We start from the raw sequence: 15,269 nt of genomic DNA, 5'->3' as shown, positions 1-15,269 counted from the left end.
ACAGTTATGACCTAAATTCAGCAAGAAGCAGACCATATTGACTTGTGATGGTTTACATAAGCCATCAAAGGCATATTATCCAATTATTAAAAAACGTTACGTATCATAAACTTTCACGCTTTGATTGGTCGTGAGCGTAAAGGCTAGAAGACTTGAAGACTCAAGTGTTGGGAAATTAAAAAAATTGCATATTGCGAATAAGAAAAACGTCAAATTGGAAATTGCGAATCACTATACATTGGCATTTCCTTGCATTAGTCACGCATTAGAATCAGACAATCCCCGCCCAGAAATTATTGCAATACAACATAAGCTACTCACTTACAAAGAGGTGTTGCTACACGGGAGCATGTTGGAAGGTAAGGAATTAAAGCAGGCTTTTTCTGCATTGAACGAAAATGAAAAAGGTGTAGCGCAAGGTGGGATTAAAAGCATCAATGCTGCGATAAAAGAGATGGATGAGATTCTAGAAAGATACAGCCGTAAAGCGGTTGTAGAACTAAGCAGCTAAGTAACTAAGCGGGTAAATGACTAAACAGATAAACCTGCAGAAATAAAAAAGTCGACGCTATCGTTAGATAAAGCGTCGACTTGTTCTAACATTTTGAAGTTCTAACGTTTAACTGCTTTTCTAACACTAGCAATCAACATCAGCATACCTAGCAAACCAAATGAAACACTACCACCACTGCTACCAGAGCCAGATGATGTACGTGCATTCACATAAGCTGTTCGCTTAGCATCGGTTGCTGAGATTTGAACGGTCTCTGAGCTATTAATGACACCATTAGTTACATCTGTAATCCAATCTCTATAGTCATAGATTTCAGTGAATACTGACGTTACTCTTGAGCTACCACCACACGTTTCAGGACCAAAACTGGTGATCCCTACTTGTCTGTAAATGGAACCATCCTTCCAGTAAACCGGACCGCCAGAGTCACCTTGACAAGTGCCCCCGTACAAGCCAGAAGCTGCTACATCTCCAACAAAACAAATTTGATTCTCTGTTAACTCATCGCCAGCAGCGAATACCGTTTTACAAGTCGCATTGTCTACATAATTGAGGTTTGCTTTTTGTAGTAATGTGGTTCCGTCAAAACCAGTGCGTGTATCACCATGACCCACAGCGGTAAATACCTCTGAAGAACTACGATAACCATCCGAACTCGGGCGTTTTACAATATCGTTAATTGAATCAATATTCAGTGCGCTTTCTAGCTTAAGAATGGCAACATCGTTACGGAGTAGATCACTCAACGCATTTGAATAGTCACTGCGATAATAAACTTCTGAAACTCGCGCTTTTTGAATGTTACCGTTAGGGAATTGAGACGTATCTTCAATTTGAGGGACTACAGTAGTAAATAGCTGCCCTTCTTCATTGCCGTAAATACAGTGTGCTGCCGTCAGAATATGAGTCGGGTTTAAAATGGTCGCGCCACAGTAAGGGCCTGTAGAGTAAACACCATCATAATCAATACGATCAATGAACAAGCTCGCCATTGAAGGAAATTCAGTCACTGAAGCGTCACTACCGTTCACGATATAAGGTGTTACGCTCGCGTCAGGAGTACTTTCGACCGAGTTTTCTGTCGCCATAACACTTGATGTATAGATTAATGGGGCTAAAAGCCCAAGAACGGCTTTACGAACCGGATTCATTGTATGGTTCTCATTCATAGATAACTCCTTGTAACCCCTACTACTTATTTACAAAATTGATGAATCGCCACCATAACACGTACTAATCATCATTATAGTAAGTATTTGTAACGATATGGCCACATCTCTCATTTGATAAACGAATTTATAAACAACTTATCTTAGCTCATCATCCTAAGTTTATACGTTGCGAAAAACAAAAAAGCCTACCATTAAACTTCTCGATACAGAGAAGCAAACAATAGGCTTTTGGTTAAGCTTGGTGGTTTCTCTTAAAAGAGATTAGCCACGGTAGTAACGTTGAGGTACGAATGGCATTTTTTCTACTGTCATTGGTAGTTTCTTACCACGAACTTCAGCAAATACTTCGGTGCCGATTGCTGCTAGATCAGTGCGCACGTACGCCATTGAAACTGGTTTACCCGCGTTAGGACCAGCTGTACCACTAGTTACCACACCAACCTTGTTACCTTCAGCGTCAAACAATTCAGCACCTTCACGTACTGGTGCTTTAGTTTGACCAACAAGACCAACACGCTTGCGTTGAACGTCTTTAGTCGCGATTTGCTCAAGGATGATATCAGCGCCAGGGAAACCGCCAGCACGCTCCCCGTCAGTACGACGCACTTTTTGAATACCCCATAGAAGGCTAGCTTCTACTGGCGTTGTTGTTGTATCTAGGTCGTGACCGTAGAGACACAAACCACACTCAAGACGAAGTGAGTCACGTGCACCAAGGCCAATCCACTCTACTTCAGCTTCTGAAGTTAGCTTACGTGCTAGTGCTTCAGCATGATCATTCGGTACAGAGATTTCGTAACCATCTTCGCCTGTGTAACCACTGCGGCTTACGATACATTCCACACCATCGATATCCACTTTTTGAACATCCATGAACAGCATGTCTGCAACGCTAGGTTGGAAACGAGCCAGTACTTCAGACGCTTTAGGGCCTTGAAGTGCTAGTAGAGCGCGGTCATCAATCACTTCCATTTCTACGTCTGCAGGAAGGTGAGCCGTTAGGTGGTCGATATCTTGTGTCTTACAAGCTGCGTTCACAACAACAAATAGGTGATCGCCAAGGTTCGCAACCATCAGGTCATCCATGATGCCGCCCTGCTCGTTAGTAAAGAACGCGTAACGCTGCTTACCAGAAGGAAGGTCAATAATATCTACAGGAACCAAAGATTCTAAGACAGCAGCTGCATTTGCACCATGTAGACGAAGTTGCCCCATGTGAGAAACATCAAAAAGACCGGCAGCGTCACGAGTGTGTAAGTGCTCTTTCTTTACACCTAGTGGGTACTGAACTGGCATATCGTAGCCAGCGAAAGGAACCATTTTCGCACCCTCTTCAACGTGAAGTGCATGCAGTGGTGTTTTTAGTAGGTCTTGATTAGCGTGTTCTTGAGTCATTTTATTCTCCATGAAGCGTTGCAGGCTGTCCAAAATCGAGTCTGCCGCTTATATCTCTATTTAGAGTCGCCTCTAACGATACGGGTTAACGTTAGAAACAGTAGATAGTAAAAAGTGATGTCTTTTATATAGGCCTATATTGTTAGCGTTATAAATATGAATAGCTGTACAAACCCTATACAACTCACTTTCTAAGAATTCACTTCAGTAAACTTCAATCAACATGAGTAAACCGTGTTCACTATAATAAACAAGCCTGAGTGAGTTTTACACCCTTAACAAGATTAAAACAGCTCAAAATGTGACATTTAACAATTTAAAAACAATTATTCGATACATGCAAAAACGCGATATTGATGATTTTCACATCAATATCGCGTCATTTGACAAACGTTAGAAACAAAAGCAAACGTTTGCATTCACTATAAGAAATTCTAAGTTTGTTAACTTATTTTGCAGTCACCCACAAAATCAGCGCATCTTCTGCACTAGTAGAAATCAACATGTGGCCCATATTGGCATCGTAATACATGCTGTCGCCTTCGCTCATTGGTACGGGTTCGTAGAATTCTGAGTAGAACATCACATCACCGGAGATAATCATTAAGAACTCTTCACCATCGTGACGAACCCAATCATTATATTCTTCAAAAGTACGCGCTCTTACGCGGCTTTTGAACGGCATCATCTTCTTATTAGAAAGCTCAGTCGCAAGCAGTTCATGCTCATAAGTCGGTGTAGGGTGAGGTTTGCCCTGACCTGCTTTGGTTAAGTCGCGACGTCCTGTTGCGACTTTTTTCCTTGGTGGCTCAAAGAGTTGCGGCATATCAATTTGCAAACCCATCGCCAGTTTTTGCATAGCCTGAAAGGTTGGCGAGATTTGTTCATTCTCGATTTTGCTGAGCGTAGAACGCGCCAAGCCAGTTCTTTGGCTTGCTTCTTCTAACGTAATCCCAAGCTTGCCGCGGATATCTTTAATACGCTGGCCTAGCCTAAGTGGTTCTATATTCTGGTCTAACGTTTCTTTCGCCAACGTTAAAGATGGGTACTCATCATAAATGTCTTCTGACATAGGTCCCTCATTATTTTCTTACTTCCTGTCTATTCATTTCATTGTTGCATGAAGCGCTTTGTTGATTAAAGAGCACACACAGAAATAAAGCGTGCTCCCTGTAGCAAAACGAGAAAAGTTGTTTCCTATTGGAAATTTTTGTTGAAAATTGATTTTATCAGAGCTATGTTATCGACTTGTTAGATGAAGAGATGCTACTTCAGCTTGCAGCAAATGATAGATTTAACATTTGTAAGAGCTGTTTTTTACCCGAACTTTTTGGGAAACAATTCGTGCTGCATTGACCCTACAACGATCGCTTAGACGCTGTAAAAGTATATTTATAACGCAATTCACGTTTATCTATACCTATATAGCGCAAACGATACCGATGCAGAAATCAACGTAAGACTTAATGGACTATAAAAACAATCACCATTAGCTTAATGAAAGGTCTCGACAATGAACGCTTACCAAAACCATAGCTTAGACAGTTTTTTCTCTACGAACCTATCTGCGACTGACGACGCAGTATTTGCTGGAATCCAAGCAGAGAACACTCGTCAAAACGAACAAATCGAACTTATTGCTTCTGAGAACATCGTTTCTAAAGCAGTAATGCAAGCTCAAGGCACTTGCCTAACCAACAAATACGCTGAGGGCTACCCAGGTCGTCGTTACTACGGCGGTTGTGAGCACGTAGATACAGTAGAAGCTATCGCAATCGAACGCGCTAAGCAGTTGTTCAAATGTGAATACGTAAACGTACAGCCTCACTCTGGCGCTCAAGCAAACGGCGCAGTTAAACTTGCCCTACTTCAACCTGGCGACACTATCCTAGGTATGTCTCTTGACGCTGGTGGTCACCTTACACACGGTGCACGTCCTGCAATGTCTGGTAAATGGTTCAACGCAGTTCAATACGGCGTAGACCGCGACACTCTTGAAATCGATTACGAAGCAGTTCGCGCTTTAGCTATCGAAAGCCAACCTAAAATGATTATTGCTGGTGGTAGTGCTATCCCACGCGTTATCGATTTCGCTAAGTTCCGTGAAATCGCTGACGAAGTTGGCGCAATCCTAATGGTCGATATGGCACACATCGCGGGTCTTATTGCGACAGGTGCTCACCCTAGCCCACTACCACACGCTCACGTTGTTACGACAACAACGCACAAGACACTTCGTGGCCCACGCGGCGGTATGATTCTGACTAACCACGAAGACATCAACAAAAAGATCAATTCTGCAGTGTTCCCTGGCCTACAAGGCGGCCCACTAATGCACGTTATCGCGGCTAAAGCAGTAGCATTTGGCGAAGCACTTGGCCCAGAATTTAATACTTATATTGATTCAGTGATCGACAACGCAAAAGTTCTTGCTGAAGTGTTGCAAACTCGCGGTTGTGACATTGTGACTGGCGGAACAGACACGCACCTAATGCTGGTTGACCTTCGCCCTAAGGGCTTGAAAGGTAACGTAACTGAAGAAGCATTAGAACGTGCAGGGATCACATGTAACAAAAATGGCATACCATTCGACACAGAGAAGCCTATGATTACTTCGGGTATTCGTTTAGGTACGCCAGCTGGAACCAGTCGTGGTTTTGGCACTGAAGAATTCAAACTTATCGGTGAATGGATCGGCGATGTACTTGATGGCTTAGTTGAAAGCCCTGAAGGCAACGCTGAAGTTGAGCAACGTGTTCGCAAGCAAGTTAAAGAGCTTTGCAAACGCTTCCCTCTTTATCGTTAAACCGTTTTTAAGATTTAAATTAAAACCTCATAAATTTTTGGAGAATAAGCAATGGACAATACACTAAAGTTTGCAGACAGCCACGAGTGGGTAAAAGACAACGGTGACGGTACTGTAACTATCGGTATTTCTGAGCACGCTCAAGAGATGCTAGGTGACGTTGTGTTTGTTGACCTGCCTGACACTGGAGACGAAATCGAAGCCGGCGAAAGCTTCTCTCTAGTTGAATCAGTGAAAGCAGCTTCTGATATCTACGCACCAATCTCTGGCGAAATCGTAGAAATCAACGAAGAATTAGAAGATAGCCCTGAGTTAATTAACGAAGAATCTTATGAAGGTGGTTGGATTGTTAAAGTGAAGATGTCTGATGCATCTGAACTAGACAACCTTAAGGATGCGGAAGAATACCTAAGCTCTATCGAAGAAGACTAATAGGTTCCTCATTACGATAAAGCTGCTCTTTGGAGCAGCTTAATTTTAGGGGCTAGCTCACGGCTCCAAAGAGAAAGTAGAACATATCATGACTGAATTACTTCAAAGCCAATTACTAAAAGACTTGGGTACTCAAAACGAGTTTGTTGCTCGTCATAACGGCCCTAATAAAGCAGACCAGCAGAAAATGCTTGATGCGATCAACGCGACTAGCTTAGACGCACTGATCGACGAAACGGTTCCTGCACAAATCCGTCTTGAAAAACCAATGACACTTGCTGCGCCACTGAGCGAAATGGACATGCTGACCTCTCTTAAAGAGATCGCTAACCTAAACCAAGTGAAACGTACTTTCATTGGCCAAGGCTACTACAACACATTCACTCCAAACGTTATTCTACGTAACGTTTTAGAGAACCCAGGCTGGTACACAGCTTACACACCATACCAACCAGAGATTTCTCAAGGTCGTCTTGAATCTCTACTAAATTACCAACAAATGGTAATGGACCTAACCGGTATGGAAATCGCGAACGCATCCCTTCTTGATGAAGCGACAGCGGCTGGCGAAGCGATGACACTGTGTAAGCGTGCTGGTAAAAGCAAGAGCAAAGTATTCTTCGTTGCTGACGATGTTCACCCTCAAACACTAGAAGTTGTTAAAACTCGTGCTGAGTACATCGGTTTTGAAGTAATGGTTGGTGCTCTTGAAACACTTCCAGAGCAAGATGTATTTGGTGCGCTTCTTCAATATCCGAGTACAACGGGCGAAGTTCGCGACCTAACAGACATCATTGCGAAAGCTCAAGCTAACAAAACACTGGTTACAGTTGCTACTGACCTACTTGCTTCTGCTCTACTTAAGCCGGCTGGCGAAATGGGCGCAGACGTAGTTATCGGTTCAGCGCAACGTTTCGGTGTTCCTATGGGTTACGGCGGTCCACACGCTGCATTCATGGGTACTCGTGAAAAGCATAAGCGTACAATGCCAGGTCGTGTAATCGGTGTATCTATCGATACTCACGGTAACCAAGCGCTACGTATGGCAATGCAAACTCGTGAGCAACACATCCGCCGCGAGAAAGCGACATCGAACATCTGTACAGCTCAAGCACTTCTAGCAAACATGGCGTCTTTCTACGCGGTTTACCACGGTGCAGAAGGCCTACGTACTATTGCTCGTCGTACACACCACATGACAGCTATCCTAGCGGCTGGCCTGACTAAAGCGGGTTACGAGCTAACGAACAACAGCTTCTTCGATACCATCACGATCAACTCTGAAGAGAAGACAGATGCACTGTACGCGAAAGCGCAAGCAGCAGACATCAACCTTCGCCTTCTTAAGGGTAAGATCGGTATCAGCTTAGATGAAACAACAACGATCGACGACGTGAATTCACTGTTTGCAATCTTCGACGTGAAAGAAGACGTTCAAGCACTATCTTCTGACATTGCTTCAAACGAGTTTGCAGCAATTCCAGAAAACTGCCGTCGTGAATCAGAGTTCCTAACTCACCCAGTATTCAATACGCACCACAGCGAAACGCAAATGATGCGTTACCTAAAACAGCTTGAGAACAAAGACTTCTCACTAACGCACGGCATGATCCCACTGGGCAGCTGTACAATGAAGCTGAACGCTGCTGCTGAGATGATTCCAGTAACATGGCCTGAGTTTGGTTCTATTCACCCATTCGCACCTCTTGATCAAGCAGCGGGTTACACAGCGCTAGCGAAAGATCTTAAAGAGAAGCTATGTGAAATCACTGGTTACGACGATTTCTCACTACAACCTAACTCTGGTGCATCTGGCGAATACGCAGGTCTAATCGCGATTCAACGCTACCACGCAAGCCGCGGTGACGCTCACCGTAACGTTTGTCTGATTCCAAGCTCTGCGCACGGTACTAACCCTGCAACAGCATCAATGGTTTCAATGAAGGTAGTAGTTGTTAAGTGTGATGAAGATGGCAACATCGACATGACAGACCTGGCAGCGAAAATCGAGAAGCACAAAGAAAACCTATCAAGCATCATGATCACTTACCCTTCTACGCACGGCGTATACGAAGAGCAAGTGAAAGAAGTGTGTGAACAAGTGCACGCAGCGGGCGGTCAGGTTTACCTAGACGGCGCGAACATGAATGCTCAAGTAGGCCTAACTTCACCTGGCTTCATCGGTTCAGACGTATCTCACTTGAACCTACACAAAACATTCTGTATCCCACACGGTGGTGGTGGACCGGGTATGGGTCCTATCGGTGTTAAATCTCACCTAGCACCTTTCCTACCAGGTCACATCGAAAATGGTGTACAAGGTTCTGACTACGCGGTATCAGCTGCAGATCTAGGTAGTGCTTCTATCCTACCTATCTCTTGGGCTTACATCGCAATGATGGGCGAACCTGGCCTAACAGACGCAACGAAAGTAGCGATTCTGAACGCGAACTACGTGATGGAAAAACTACGTCCTCACTACCCTGTTCTTTACCGTGGCACTAACGGCCGCGTAGCGCACGAATGTATTATCGATATTCGTCCGCTTAAAGAAGACACAGGCATCAGCGAAGAAGATATTGCTAAGCGTCTAATGGACTTCGGTTTCCACGCTCCGACGATGTCTTTCCCAGTAGCTGGCACACTAATGGTAGAGCCAACTGAATCTGAAGATTTAGAAGAGCTAGACCGTTTCTGTGAAGCGATGATCGCAATCCGTCACGAAATGGCAGCAGTGAAAGCGGGTGAATGGCCACTAGACAACAACCCTCTAGTGAACGCACCGCACACACAAGTTGACCTAGCTGGCGCAGAATGGGATCACCCTTACTCTCGCGAACTGGCTTGCTTCCCATCGAAAGCAACCAAGAACTCGAAGTACTGGCCAACAGTTAACCGTGTAGACAACGTATACGGCGACCGTAACCTAATCTGTTCTTGCCCAAGCATCGATAACTACGAAGACTAATTCGTAGCGGCGCTAAGCAGCGAAACATAACAAAAGGCGAACCAAACGGTTCGCCTTTTTGTTGTCTGAAATTCAAGACCAATAAATGGGTTGACCTTACCGTAAGGGAAAGGTTTAAGGTAAAATAAATCCAATGATGAATGAGGAAACGATGATGGGATGTTGTAACAAAGCGCCAAAAGGTGGAGCCCCTCTTGGCTTGCTTCTAAAAGTCACGATTGGAATTGGTCTTTTTGTGTTTCTGCTGGCTTTGTGGCAGTAGATAGATAAATGTTTCACTTCCAAAAAGCTTGAAGATTATAGCTTCTAACTGTTTGTTGCCCGGGTGATAAATTAACTCTTCTCCGCGCGCGCATAGGAGGGCTTATAATAGTTACCCACACCTCATTTAGAATACTTTTATTGGTGATATCCTCTTTAAGTTATTACAACTTCAAAAGAGCCATTACTCTTTGGCTATCTAAATGCTTATCTAGTCCCGCCATGCTTTTTATTACTTCAGGATGTGAGAACATCTCTTTACCTGCCACTTCACCCAAGATTTGAAAACTTTTTTCCAACGCAACATCTCCTTCATAGGCGATTGCGTCTTTCGTTTGCTCCAAGCAAGCTTCAGTTGTCAGGCGCATAGATAACTTAGCGACATTTTTGTTTGACTCATCCATTTGACTGGGAGTCGCTGCAGAAACTTTGTCTACAGCAGGATGAGCAGACACAGCTAAAAACATCCACTTTACAAGCTCAACCCTATCTTCTTTAGTTGTTGAGCTCACCAAACATTTCGTAAGTTCATCGGTGTAAACACCAGCAACAGCATTGCCAGAAACTAGAACACTTAACAGAGTGCCGACAAGCGCCTTTTTGTTTTTCATTTTTACCCTTAATCTAATTGTAATGAATAGCCACAGAATCTGTGTACTTGAAGGTAAAGACTTCTTCTTAAAACCCTATGCCACTAATTGTACATCTACTTGTAATTACATAACATTGAATGATGTCAAATTTATAAATATTCATTTGAAAAATAAACGTTTAATCCAGTTCAGAGCGTTATCAATCATTGATTAATATGATTGAACTTTGTATAGCATTCATAGAATTTAATTCTATATTTTAACAATCCGACTAACTTAACCCAAAGCTTGACCCTATACGGTAAGGTGTTTATATTGTCGCCCGCCCAACGGGCACATCCTAAAATACACACCGGCCATCCTGCCATCATTCGTGTATTTATATTGGTGTTGTGAACTTCCATGCTAACGAAATTTCGTCCTTTTACTCGTGAATCGGGTGCGCTTATGCATCTTTCGATTCCAATCATTTTGACTCAAATAGCTACCCAAGCGATGGGATTTGTCGATACGACAATGGCTGGCCAAGTAAGCCCTGCCGATCTCGCCGCTATTGCACTTGGCACCAGCCTTTGGATTCCCGTGTTGTTGTTGCTACGTGGCGTGATTATGGCGTTAACGCCTGTTGTCGCTTACCACCGCGGCGCACGCGACTTTCAAAGTATCTCTGTTGAATTCTTCCAGATGGTTTGGTTGGCATTAATCGCGAGTGTGCTACTTATCGCTTACTTGGTGAGTGCTAAACCGATCTTAGAATGGATTGGGGTTGCCGCTGAGATCATTCCTATCGGCAGCGATTATGCGTTTGCCCTAGCCTTCGGTGTGCCGGGAATTGCCCTGTTCTACACCTTGAATGGCTTCTGTGAGGGTATGAACAACACCAAAGTACCAATGATCATTTCGGTGGTTGGGTTGTTGGTGAATATTCCGGTCAACTACGTACTTATCTACGGTAAGTTCGGCTTCCCTGAAATGGGCGCTGTAGGTTGTGGTTGGGCAACAAGTTTGGTGTATTGGTTAATGTCGGGAATGCTGTATTCCTACATTAAAGGTCACCACCACTACAAAACCATCATCAACTTTTCAGATGCAAAACCAAAAGCTAAACAAATGCTTCACCTTCTAAGATTAGGTTTACCTATCGGGATGAACATCGCGGTATGTGGCAGTATCTTTGCGGTAATCGCTCTGATGATTGGTCGTATTGGTGCAGAGAACGTGGCAGCGGCGCAAATTGCTCTGAATATATCGAGCCTAACTTACGTGATTCCTATGAGTATCTCATTTGGCATTACGATTCGTGTTGGACATGCACTAGGCGAGAAAGACGAACTAGGCGCAATTGAACGCAGCAAAGTCGGTATTTTGGTTGCCGCGTTGATTTCATTACTTTCAGTTGCGATGTTCCTGCTGTTCCCAGAGTGGATCATTAGACTTTACACCACCGACCCTGCAATAAGCGCTACGGCAGCAGTATTGTTGACCTTTACTGCGATGTACCAGTTCAGTGATGCATTACAAACATCCGCTAACGGTGCATTACGTGGTTATAAAGATACTAAGATCCCAATGATCTTAGCTATCGCTTCATACTGGGGCTTGGCACTGCCACTCGGCATGGTGCTAGGACTAACAGACCACATTGTTCCTGCAATGGGTGAAGAAGGCTTTTGGATTGGTATTCTAACGGGCTTGAGCGTTTCAGCGACGCTGATGTTAATTCGCTTGCGATACGTGATTAAGCAGCGTGACTTGCCACTAGCAGATGCTGCATTAGCAAACTAAGATAGACCAATAATCTAATACAAAAAAGCGCGTTACTGCTACTCGGCAATAACGCGCTTTTTTTATCTAAATTGAACTGTGTTTATCTGTTTATCTGTTTATCTGTTTATCTGTTTATCGCCAAATATGAACCAGCCGCAATCATTATTCCACCAGCACTTTGGTTTAATCTTTTATGAGCGCGTGGTGTTTTAAGTAAACTTGCCATTCTGCCCGCGCCCATTGCAATGATCATTAAACCGGACATCAAAGCAACCGCCGCTAAAACAGAAACCAAGACGATATCTTGTGAACGCAAAACAGTCAGATCAATAAACGTTGGCAAGAATGAAATATAGAACAAAATCACTTTCGGGTTTGATGCTGAAATCAAAAAGCCTTGTGCGAAACTGGCGAGTTCCGATTTCTGACTTTGTTTTGCTGCGAGCTCAGCTGTGCCTTGCACTTCAGGTAGGCTCTTAAACATCTTGTAGCCCAAGTAAATCAAATAAGCGGCACCAACGTAGCGAATCACCTCAAAAGCAAACGACCAGTTCTCAGCAATCGTCGCTAGACCAAAACAGGCAAGCGCAAGATAAATCAGATCACTGCATATCATTCCTACAGAAAGAGAAATGCACTTTCGCCACCCATCGACCATACCACGAGCCAAAATCGCAAATACACCGGGACCCGGAGTAATGCCAAATATAAACATGGCAATAAAGAATGTAACTGCGCCTTCTAATGACATTGGCTTGTCCTTACTTATAACCCAACATGATTGATCACGAACGTATCATGGAGTTTCGATTCAGGTAAAGAGTGTTTTGGTCTGCGAAGATTCAAAAAGCTCATGTTTGAATAACTGTCATACGTAATTTCCCCACAAAGCACCAAGTGTTTTATCTAAGGTAATAAAAAAGCGAACCTAATGGCTCGCCTCTACAAAATATTGACTACGAATCAACGTAGCAAGATTAGTTCGCCATTGGTGACAACAGCTCAGGGTTAACCACCAAGTTTCTCACACCGTGGGCGTGGTCTTCGTTAAAGTCATTGCCTTCACACCAGTTCCCGACTGTCGCGATGTTTACTTTCGCTACTTGTGGACGAACACTCCATGTTACTTGGAAAGGTGAACCTTGCTCGTTGTAACCTGGGCCCGTTGTTGAACCTGCGTATTGAATCGCTGAACCCGTATCTTGTGGGATGTTGGTTGCTTGGTGCAATCCATTCACTTTTGAGTGCTTAGCCAATGCTTCGAACTCGAGTGCTTTGTCGTCATTCACTAATACGTATACTTGGGTCTCCACACGCAGTTGCGGATTGGTAATCGCATCGTTGAAACAAGCACCCAGTGTTTCACCCGGCTCTACTTGTGCCGTTGAATACACGTAATGCACTTCGATGGTATCGCCCGAATGCAAAGAACCATGCTCGCTCGGACAAACCTTGCCCTCAAATGGTTTTAGTTCAGCCTCACTTAGCTTACCAGTGTATTTAAAGCCACTCTGGAAACCCTTGCCATCACCGTTACCAGCGTATTGGGTAAACTCGCCACCTTTGTGCTCTGCGTTCTTATGGAAGTGGATATTACATAGGTTCATGGCTGTTGAATCTGGCGCATCAGAAAACAATCGAGCGTTTGTTCCTTCTACTGAACCTAGATCACGAGGCGCTTGCGGACCAAAACCTTGCCCTTGGGTATTTTCAGAAAGCTTCGCTCTTTGTTCTGCGATAACACCATCTGAAACAGACTCATGGTTCGCGTCTGATGCGTTTGCTTGAGCAGATAACATCACCATCGCGACGCTTAAAAACACACTCTTGTTGTTCATATTTCTTCCCTAGAATGTTGATAGCTAAACTTAAACCAAACTTAACAGCAAACATCTTACTATGCTCACACATGAATATAAGCCTTGTCTTTGTAAGATTAGATTTCATCGCTTACTTTGGGAGAGTATTCAAATCCTTGGTGCATATAACAAGATCAACAGGTTAAATACGGCGAGCCCCTTCTATAACAAGTAAATACCGAGCTGTGCTGACCTGCCCCTTACTCGAGTCCAGCTCATATTGTGTTAGTGAGCGCAAACAAGACGTTACGTAATCCTGACGAGCTGACTGCCAGTCACCTAATCAGAAACAAAAAAGGCGAACCACATGGTTCGCCTTTTTTGTTTAGTACTAGTTTTTAAAATCGAGCTATTGTGCTGGTCGCGTTCCTGAAGCAAATATTCCGAAAGTCATGACATTTAAAGCATCTGTCACACCTTCCAATGATTTTATGACCTGCTTCGTAGGCCCGTTATTGAATATATGATTACCTAAGCCTTTTTCACTGTGAACCCTTGCATGATCCTCGGTGACTTGTTTATCTGTCACTTGCATCTGTTGATTAGTTTTTGCTGGTTCACTCAATTCATGAGAAGCCGAATCTCCATCGCTATTGATATCACTGGTATCTGCAGTAATAAAGGAACTCTCGTTAACGTTATTTGCGACAGGCTCAATGGCCACTTCACTTGCCGTCTCCTTGACCACAGCCTTTTCGACGCTGTTATTAAGCACATTCTCATTGCTTGATGTATTTTCGTCGGTTTGATTTTCACTTGTTGTCGCACAAGCGGATAAAAGCAACAGGCTAATAGTTATTATGATTAATTTTCTGACCATGACGATTGGGACTGGATTAATAAAACATTGTTCAATTGTAAGTAACTTATGCTAGGAGTTCCAGTGACACGCTTGTTTTGTCGTAACCAGATGTGTACATAATTACTTACTACTTGATGAATCAATAGTTTACTCTCAGCTAAACTTAAAGTTCGTTAAGATAATTTCATAGGTAGTGATGACTGACCTTAATAGTTTGATACCTCAATCAGATTACCATCAGGGTCGCGGAGGTAAATTGAGGTGATCTTGGCCACTGCACCGGTTCGCTCTACAGGGCCCTCCTCTATAGTGACACGTTGTCCCGTAATATGATCGAATACCTCATCAATCGGTGTGTTGGTGATGAAACATAGGTCGGCACTCCCCGCTTGTACATGCTTAGCCTTAGGTTCGAACTCCTGCCCTTGCTGATGAAGATTTATCTTTTGGTTACCAAACGACAGTGCCCAGCGCTCCTCACCAAACTGAATCGGTTTCATCCCCAACACTCTCTGATAGAAGTCTACCGTTATCTCGATATCTTTAACGGTTAATACAAGGTGATCTAAGTGACTGATATCCATAAATGATTGCTCTCCGTAAGTGACAGGCCTGCTAATTAACTCCTCTACAAGATTTGATAAAAATCCAGAGCGTTATTCACTCATAATCTAACGCTTAGAAAAGTGATACAACAGCC

Annotated in this window: 13 protein-coding genes; 5 read left to right on the top strand and 8 right to left on the bottom strand. The window is 43.7% G+C overall.

Annotation, left to right across the window (positions count from 1 at the left end; all coding sequences use genetic code 11):
• Positions 1-184: 184 nt before the first annotated feature.
• On the top strand, positions 185-511 hold the full coding sequence (locus CWO27_RS08975) for a hypothetical protein (RefSeq protein ID WP_048660419.1): 327 nt from the start codon (positions 185-187) through the stop codon (positions 509-511).
• 101 nt (positions 512-612) lie between these two features.
• Here the strand turns inward: CWO27_RS08975 and CWO27_RS08970 are convergent, their stop codons facing one another.
• The 3 genes from CWO27_RS08970 to CWO27_RS08960 all read right to left on the bottom strand — a co-directional run bounded on the left by CWO27_RS08970 (position 613) and on the right by CWO27_RS08960 (position 4,153).
• Positions 613-1,683 (bottom strand): S1 family peptidase, encoded by a 1,071-nt coding sequence (locus tag CWO27_RS08970; protein ID WP_107898874.1) that lies wholly within the window; start codon positions 1,681-1,683, stop codon positions 613-615.
• Positions 1,684-1,947: 264 nt separating this feature from the next.
• Positions 1,948-3,081, bottom strand: a complete 1,134-nt coding sequence (gcvT, locus tag CWO27_RS08965) for a glycine cleavage system aminomethyltransferase GcvT (protein ID WP_060981379.1) — start codon at positions 3,079-3,081, stop codon at positions 1,948-1,950.
• A 448-nt stretch (positions 3,082-3,529) separates the two neighbouring features.
• Positions 3,530-4,153, bottom strand: coding sequence for a helix-turn-helix domain-containing protein (locus tag CWO27_RS08960; RefSeq protein WP_017105927.1), 624 nt, complete (start codon positions 4,151-4,153; stop codon positions 3,530-3,532).
• A 441-nt stretch (positions 4,154-4,594) separates the two neighbouring features.
• Between CWO27_RS08960 and CWO27_RS08955 the strand changes: the two genes are divergently transcribed.
• The 3 genes from CWO27_RS08955 to gcvP all read left to right on the top strand — a co-directional run bounded on the left by CWO27_RS08955 (position 4,595) and on the right by gcvP (position 9,287).
• Complete coding sequence (locus CWO27_RS08955) at positions 4,595-5,887, top strand: serine hydroxymethyltransferase (protein ID WP_059018605.1); 1,293 nt, start codon at positions 4,595-4,597, stop codon at positions 5,885-5,887.
• Positions 5,888-5,938: 51 nt separating this feature from the next.
• On the top strand, positions 5,939-6,319 hold the full coding sequence (gene gcvH / locus CWO27_RS08950; protein WP_017105929.1) for a glycine cleavage system protein GcvH: 381 nt from the start codon (positions 5,939-5,941) through the stop codon (positions 6,317-6,319).
• Between the two features lie 88 nt (positions 6,320-6,407).
• A complete protein-coding gene (gcvP, locus tag CWO27_RS08945) occupies positions 6,408-9,287 on the top strand; it encodes an aminomethyl-transferring glycine dehydrogenase (RefSeq protein ID WP_107898873.1) in 2,880 nt (959 codons plus the stop codon).
• A gap of 425 nt (positions 9,288-9,712) precedes the next feature.
• Here gcvP and CWO27_RS08940 read toward each other — a convergent pair whose 3' ends face one another.
• A complete protein-coding gene (locus CWO27_RS08940; RefSeq protein WP_076670255.1) occupies positions 9,713-10,159 on the bottom strand; it encodes a hypothetical protein in 447 nt (148 codons plus the stop codon).
• A gap of 384 nt (positions 10,160-10,543) precedes the next feature.
• Between CWO27_RS08940 and CWO27_RS08935 the strand changes: the two genes are divergently transcribed.
• Positions 10,544-11,926 carry an MATE family efflux transporter gene (locus CWO27_RS08935; RefSeq protein WP_107898872.1) on the top strand — a complete coding sequence of 461 codons (1,383 nt, stop codon included), beginning with the start codon at positions 10,544-10,546 and terminating at the stop codon, positions 11,924-11,926.
• Between the two features lie 106 nt (positions 11,927-12,032).
• Here CWO27_RS08935 and CWO27_RS08930 read toward each other — a convergent pair whose 3' ends face one another.
• The 4 genes from CWO27_RS08930 to CWO27_RS08910 form a co-directional block, all read right to left on the bottom strand.
• The gene (locus CWO27_RS08930) at positions 12,033-12,659 is read right to left on the bottom strand and encodes a LysE family translocator (RefSeq protein ID WP_107898871.1); all 627 of its coding nucleotides are present in this window, start codon (positions 12,657-12,659) and stop codon (positions 12,033-12,035) included.
• Between the two features lie 226 nt (positions 12,660-12,885).
• The gene (locus tag CWO27_RS08925) at positions 12,886-13,746 is read right to left on the bottom strand and encodes a delta-class carbonic anhydrase (RefSeq protein WP_107898870.1); all 861 of its coding nucleotides are present in this window, start codon (positions 13,744-13,746) and stop codon (positions 12,886-12,888) included.
• 370 nt (positions 13,747-14,116) lie between these two features.
• A complete protein-coding gene (locus tag CWO27_RS08915) occupies positions 14,117-14,587 on the bottom strand; it encodes a hypothetical protein (RefSeq protein WP_107898868.1) in 471 nt (156 codons plus the stop codon).
• 188 nt (positions 14,588-14,775) lie between these two features.
• Positions 14,776-15,153, bottom strand: a complete 378-nt coding sequence (locus tag CWO27_RS08910) for a VOC family protein (RefSeq protein WP_107898867.1) — start codon at positions 15,151-15,153, stop codon at positions 14,776-14,778.
• Positions 15,154-15,269 lie beyond the last annotated feature (116 nt).

The organism is Vibrio sp. 10N.286.51.C3 (assembly GCF_003050065.1).
In the GTDB taxonomy this organism is placed as follows: Bacteria; Pseudomonadota; Gammaproteobacteria; order Enterobacterales; family Vibrionaceae; genus Vibrio; species Vibrio crassostreae.
The sequence above is the reverse complement of the archived record's forward strand: the minus strand, read 5'-3'. Positions and strand labels throughout refer to the sequence as shown.

Bases quoted from the DNA above. Each gene is read 5' to 3' on its own strand.
- CWO27_RS08970 (WP_107898874.1), bottom strand. From the start codon at position 1,683: ATGAATGAGAACCATACAATGAATCCGGTTCGTAAAGCCGTTCTTGGG.
- gcvT (WP_060981379.1), bottom strand. From the start codon at position 3,081: ATGACTCAAGAACACGCTAATCAAGACCTACTAAAAACACCACTGCAT.
- CWO27_RS08960 (WP_017105927.1), bottom strand. From the start codon at position 4,153: ATGTCAGAAGACATTTATGATGAGTACCCATCTTTAACGTTGGCGAAA.
- CWO27_RS08955 (WP_059018605.1), top strand. From the start codon at position 4,595: ATGAACGCTTACCAAAACCATAGCTTAGACAGTTTTTTCTCTACGAAC.
- gcvH (WP_017105929.1), top strand. From the start codon at position 5,939: ATGGACAATACACTAAAGTTTGCAGACAGCCACGAGTGGGTAAAAGAC.
- gcvP (WP_107898873.1), top strand. From the start codon at position 6,408: ATGACTGAATTACTTCAAAGCCAATTACTAAAAGACTTGGGTACTCAA.
- CWO27_RS08940 (WP_076670255.1), bottom strand. From the start codon at position 10,159: ATGAAAAACAAAAAGGCGCTTGTCGGCACTCTGTTAAGTGTTCTAGTT.
- CWO27_RS08935 (WP_107898872.1), top strand. From the start codon at position 10,544: ATGCTAACGAAATTTCGTCCTTTTACTCGTGAATCGGGTGCGCTTATG.
- CWO27_RS08930 (WP_107898871.1), bottom strand. From the start codon at position 12,659: ATGTCATTAGAAGGCGCAGTTACATTCTTTATTGCCATGTTTATATTT.
- CWO27_RS08925 (WP_107898870.1), bottom strand. From the start codon at position 13,746: ATGAACAACAAGAGTGTGTTTTTAAGCGTCGCGATGGTGATGTTATCT.
- CWO27_RS08915 (WP_107898868.1), bottom strand. From the start codon at position 14,587: ATGGTCAGAAAATTAATCATAATAACTATTAGCCTGTTGCTTTTATCC.
- CWO27_RS08910 (WP_107898867.1), bottom strand. From the start codon at position 15,153: ATGGATATCAGTCACTTAGATCACCTTGTATTAACCGTTAAAGATATC.